The organism is Oleiphilus sp. HI0128, from assembly GCF_001635365.1.
Genome location: NZ_LWGG01001035.1, coordinates 1 through 4,432 on the forward strand (window position 1 = coordinate 1; position 4,432 = coordinate 4,432).

5 protein-coding genes and 1 pseudogene are annotated in these 4,432 nt (G+C 43.7%); 4 read left to right on the forward strand and 2 right to left on the reverse strand.

The features are described from left to right. Positions 1-1,102: MFS transporter (locus A3763_RS17615; protein WP_156495149.1), on the reverse strand; the 1,102-nt coding region annotated here is incomplete at its 3' end. 80 nt (positions 1,103-1,182) lie between these two features. Next, the gene (locus A3763_RS17620) at positions 1,183-1,545 is read right to left on the reverse strand and encodes a hypothetical protein (RefSeq protein WP_068515596.1); all 363 of its coding nucleotides are present in this window, start codon (positions 1,543-1,545) and stop codon (positions 1,183-1,185) included. 420 nt (positions 1,546-1,965) lie between these two features. Here A3763_RS17620 and A3763_RS17625 point away from each other — a divergent pair, with 420 nt between their 5' ends. The 4 genes and pseudogenes from A3763_RS17625 to A3763_RS17640 form a co-directional block, all read left to right on the forward strand. Continuing rightward, a complete protein-coding gene (locus A3763_RS17625) occupies positions 1,966-2,304 on the forward strand; it encodes a P-II family nitrogen regulator (protein WP_068515599.1) in 339 nt (112 codons plus the stop codon). A gap of 56 nt (positions 2,305-2,360) precedes the next feature. Continuing rightward, a complete protein-coding gene (locus A3763_RS17630; RefSeq protein ID WP_068515602.1) occupies positions 2,361-3,647 on the forward strand; it encodes an ammonium transporter in 1,287 nt (428 codons plus the stop codon). 140 nt (positions 3,648-3,787) lie between these two features. Further along, positions 3,788-4,156: a cytochrome c5 family protein gene (locus tag A3763_RS17635; protein ID WP_068515605.1), complete on the forward strand. Its 369-nt coding sequence runs from the start codon at positions 3,788-3,790 to the stop codon at positions 4,154-4,156. A gap of 10 nt (positions 4,157-4,166) precedes the next feature. Continuing rightward, positions 4,167-4,432, forward strand: a pseudogene (locus A3763_RS17640) (FAD-binding protein); the annotation flags it as partial.

Here is a 4,432-nt window from a genome sequence, read left to right on the forward strand (position 1 = left end):
CGAGCGCAACAAGACCACTAATAATAAAGGTCCAGTAATAGCCATATTCAGATACGACTACGCCACTAAAATAAGCACCTGCCGCACCGCCCGCACCGAAACCCAAACTACTATAAAGTGCCTGCGCCCGCCCCTGGTGCCTGAGTTTGAATCGCTGATGAACAAATTTGATCGCTGTCGCATGCATCGCTCCAAAAGAAAATGCATGAATACATTGTACGATAACAATTACCATCCAGTATTCTGCAAGCAGCCCTGTTACGACCCACCTGAAAGCAGTCAGCAATAAAGAAATAGCCATAATCAAACGTATCGAATGTAAGCCAAACCAACGGTGCATATAAATGAAGAGAAGCACTTCAGCAATAACACCTAAGCTCCATAGCACCCCAACCTGCGCAGTGCTATAACCCAAAGATTCCATGTAGATACTAAAATAAGTGTAGTAAGCGCCGTGAGAAACCTGCAATAAAAAGCAGACGATAAAGAATTGCTGAATATCACGTCGCTTTAAATACACCATAAAGCCATGGCTAGCTTCATCATGGCTTTGCGTTCTTTTCGGTTCCTCAAAATGAACTAAGCTGCTAACAAAAATCAACGCGATCACACAGAGCAAACTTATAGGAAAATATGCAATCCCCCAAATATCAAATACTATACCGAATCCCATAACACTAAAGATAAACCCGACTGAACCCCATAGCCGTATCCGCCCATACAACTCTTTCTTACTACCCAGATTAAAAAGCGTTACGACCTCTATCTGTGGCAAGACCGCATTCCAGAAGAAACTAAATAAGACAATAACTAGGGCATAAGCCTGAAAAGTGTTGGCAAAGAAAAAGCCGCTATAACAGACAAGCGTCATTAGCGTCCCAAAACGAACCAGAAAGACATTGTTACTAAAACGATCAGACAATGCGCCCCACAGTAAGGGAGCAAGCACCTTCGTTATCATCAATAAGGAAAGCAGCTGGGAGATTTCTAATAAGCTGAAGCCCTTACTATCGAGATATAGCCCCAAGTAAGGCGCCATGACACCTAGCAAGGCAAAATAGGTGAAATATAAAAATGATAGCTTCAGATATAAAACTGGCATTAAAAGCCCTGGCAAGCGAATCGAAAGCCAATAGAAGTCAGACTATTGATACGCAAAACTTCGTTGATCACACCCAAGCATCATAAGCCTAGGTAATTTGCTATTTCATAGAGATCTGGCCGCCCCTCTTCAAAGCCAAAATAGCAAACGGCTTCAGAACTCTCAGACTTAGCATCGTACTCAGAAACAACAAATTCGCACTGGTATTTTTTAGCAAGATCATATAAAAAATTTAGCGGTTCTTTTAGTTTAAATTTGGATTTCACCCGTAATGCAAAACCAAGTTTCCAGTCCTCTAAACATTCTTCAGGTCGAAAATCCAACAAACTAATAGAAGTCTTATTATTGAGCCAAGCACTTAGTTCAGCGAGTAGATCTTGAGAAATTTCTTCAATATCAATATCTGAATAGGATGAGCTATCTATATAGATGTGAATATCCATTACCCGCGAATACCTTCTGTTGTGAATACTAAACCCTATTATGTACGATAGAATTAAATTACTCTAAATAAAAAGTGCACTAATATCTCGACCAAGCTCACGTCAAACATTGCGACTCAAAAAACTCAAACCCAGAAATAATAATGCACGCTTTTAGTGCTGATCATTGTTTTTAGCGCTACGTTAGTGCACACATACAAGCAATATACGATAAATTCAAGAATTTCCTCTCCTGCTATTGAAATCCAATTTCAATTTAATTAATTTTGCACTGCCTTATAACAGTGCAATTTTGAAAATTAATTTTTGCACCAAAAGAACTCCGGCGCCATACGAAAAACAATATAAAAACGATAAATATCGCTTAGGCAAGAACTAATTACGCCATTTATTAAGCGACTCAGACATACAGGGCTACATATGAAATTAATTACGGCAATCATTAAACCTTTCAAACTAGATGACGTCAGATCAGCACTCACCGAATTAGGGCATCACGGCATGACTATCGAAGAAGTTAAAGGCTTTGGTCGTCAAAAAGGCCACACAGAGCTCTACCGTGGTGCCGAATACGTGATCGATTTCATTCCAAAACTAAAACTACAAATTGCCGTTGCAGAAGACGCTGTAGACCAAGCCATTGAAGCCATTATTTCAGCAGCAAACACTGGAAAAATCGGCGACGGTAAGATCTTTGTCAGCCCTATGGAACAAACCATTCGCATCCGCACAGGCGAGACCGGCAACGACGCCCTCTAAACAGAATCGAATTAAAAACAAACTCTTTACTCTTTTTAAAAATCAGGAGCTCTCTCATGAACAAACTCTTCCTGCTAGCTGCATCACTGCTAGCACCGTCTTTGGCTTTTGCTGAAGATGCGCTTAACGGCGCAAATACCGCCTGGATCCTTACCTCTACAGCCTTGGTATTGTTTATGACCCTACCAGGCCTAGCATTGTTTTATGGCGGTTTGGTTCGAAGCAAAAACGTTCTATCGGTGCTAATGCAGTGCTTTGCGATTGCAGGTATTTCTTCATTATTATGGTTCATCGTAGGCTACAGCCTGGCGTTTACGGAAGGCAACAACTTTATCGGTGACTTCAGCAAAGTTATGCTATCTGGCGTAACTCGTGAGTCTTTAGCGGGCGACATTCCAGAATCCTTATTCATGCTATTTCAAATGACCTTCGCAGTCATTACACCCGCACTAATTGTGGGTGGTTTCGCAGAGCGTATGCGTTTTTCTGCAATGGTTCTTTTCAGCGCAATCTGGTTATTAGCTGTCTACGTACCTATTACTCACTGGGTCTGGGGCGGCGGCTGGTTAGCTGATATGGGTCTATACGACTTCGCGGGCGGTACGGTAGTTCACATTACTGCAGGTGTTGCAGCGCTGGTTGCAGCGATTGTGATCGGCCCTCGAAAAGGCTTCCCAACAACAGCGATGCCTCCTCATAACATGACAATGACTGTAACAGGCGCAGGTATGCTTTGGGTTGGCTGGTTCGGCTTTAACGGTGGTAGTGCTTTGGCCGCTGACGGTAATGCAGCGATGGCAATGCTTTCCACACATATTTCTGCTGCAGCGGGTACGCTTACCTGGTTAGCTATCGAGTGGAAAAAGTTCGGTAAGCCAAGCGCTCTGGGTGGCGTAACAGGTATGGTCGCAGGCCTGGGTACCATTACTCCTGCTTCTGGTTTTGTTGGCCCTGGTGGCGCATTATTAATCGGTATTATGGCGAGCATAACATGCTTTTACGCAGTTCAGTACGTAAAACGCGTGTTGAAAATTGATGATTCATTAGATGTATTCCCGGTTCACGGCGTTGGCGGCATTATCGGTACTTTGTTTGCTGGTATCTTCTCTGCAACAAGCCTTGGCGTTTTCAGTGGTTACGGTTTTGCAGACGGAATCGAGTCAATGGCTGGCCAGCTTAGCGTTCAAGCCGTTGGTGTAATCTCTACCATTGTTTATACAGCTGTTGTTACCTGGATCATACTTAAACTCGTCGCAATCTTTACACCTTTACGCACGACAGATGAAGAAGAAGTTCAAGGCCTTGATGTCGTTGACCATGAAGAAACTGGCTACAATCTCTAAAGGCCCAAACGGCATTTGATCACACTTTAATCAAAGCCAAACACAAAACATGAATATTATTCATGTTTTGTGTTATCCTCCTTTTCTATAGCCTAGCATGAGCACTCTCCATGCCTGAGCAAATATAACAGGAGGCAAGCATGACCCATCTCAAGATCACCTTTCTAGTATTATTATTCCTAAGCATCAATATGACTGCTTGCAGCAGTGACTCGCCCGAGGGTTTTAAAAACATCTCATGGTCAGCCCAGTCGTTGCCTAAGGACTTACAGCGTATTTATCAGCAGAGCTGTAAAAATTGCCACGCAAATTCTGGCACTGGAGCGCCACTCACGGGGGACTCCAAGACCTGGAATAAGATTCTCGAAAACGGGATTGACGCCAGCGTTGAAAAAGCTATCAACGGCTCCGGTGGTATGCCGCCAGGTGGTCAGTGCTTTGAGTGCACTCCTGATCATTTCGTAAAGCTTATTCGTTATATGAGTAAGCCCCTTGAACAACAGTTATAAGGATGCGGCCATGAATAGACGTAGCTTACTAAAGTCACTTATCGCCACTACGCTTACCAGCTCTCTTCCACTGAGTAGCATGCTGGCAATCAATGCCCAGGCTTCTACAAGCACAAAAAGCTTCCCTTGGAAAAACTGGTCTGGCAATCAAAAATGCGTTCCGAGCGAACGCTTAGCGCCCGCCTCTATTGCTGAGCTGCAAACTCTGATTCGGCAAAAGCAACCCGGCATCCGGGCCTTGGGCAGCGGCCACTCCTTCTCTGCATTGGTTCCTAC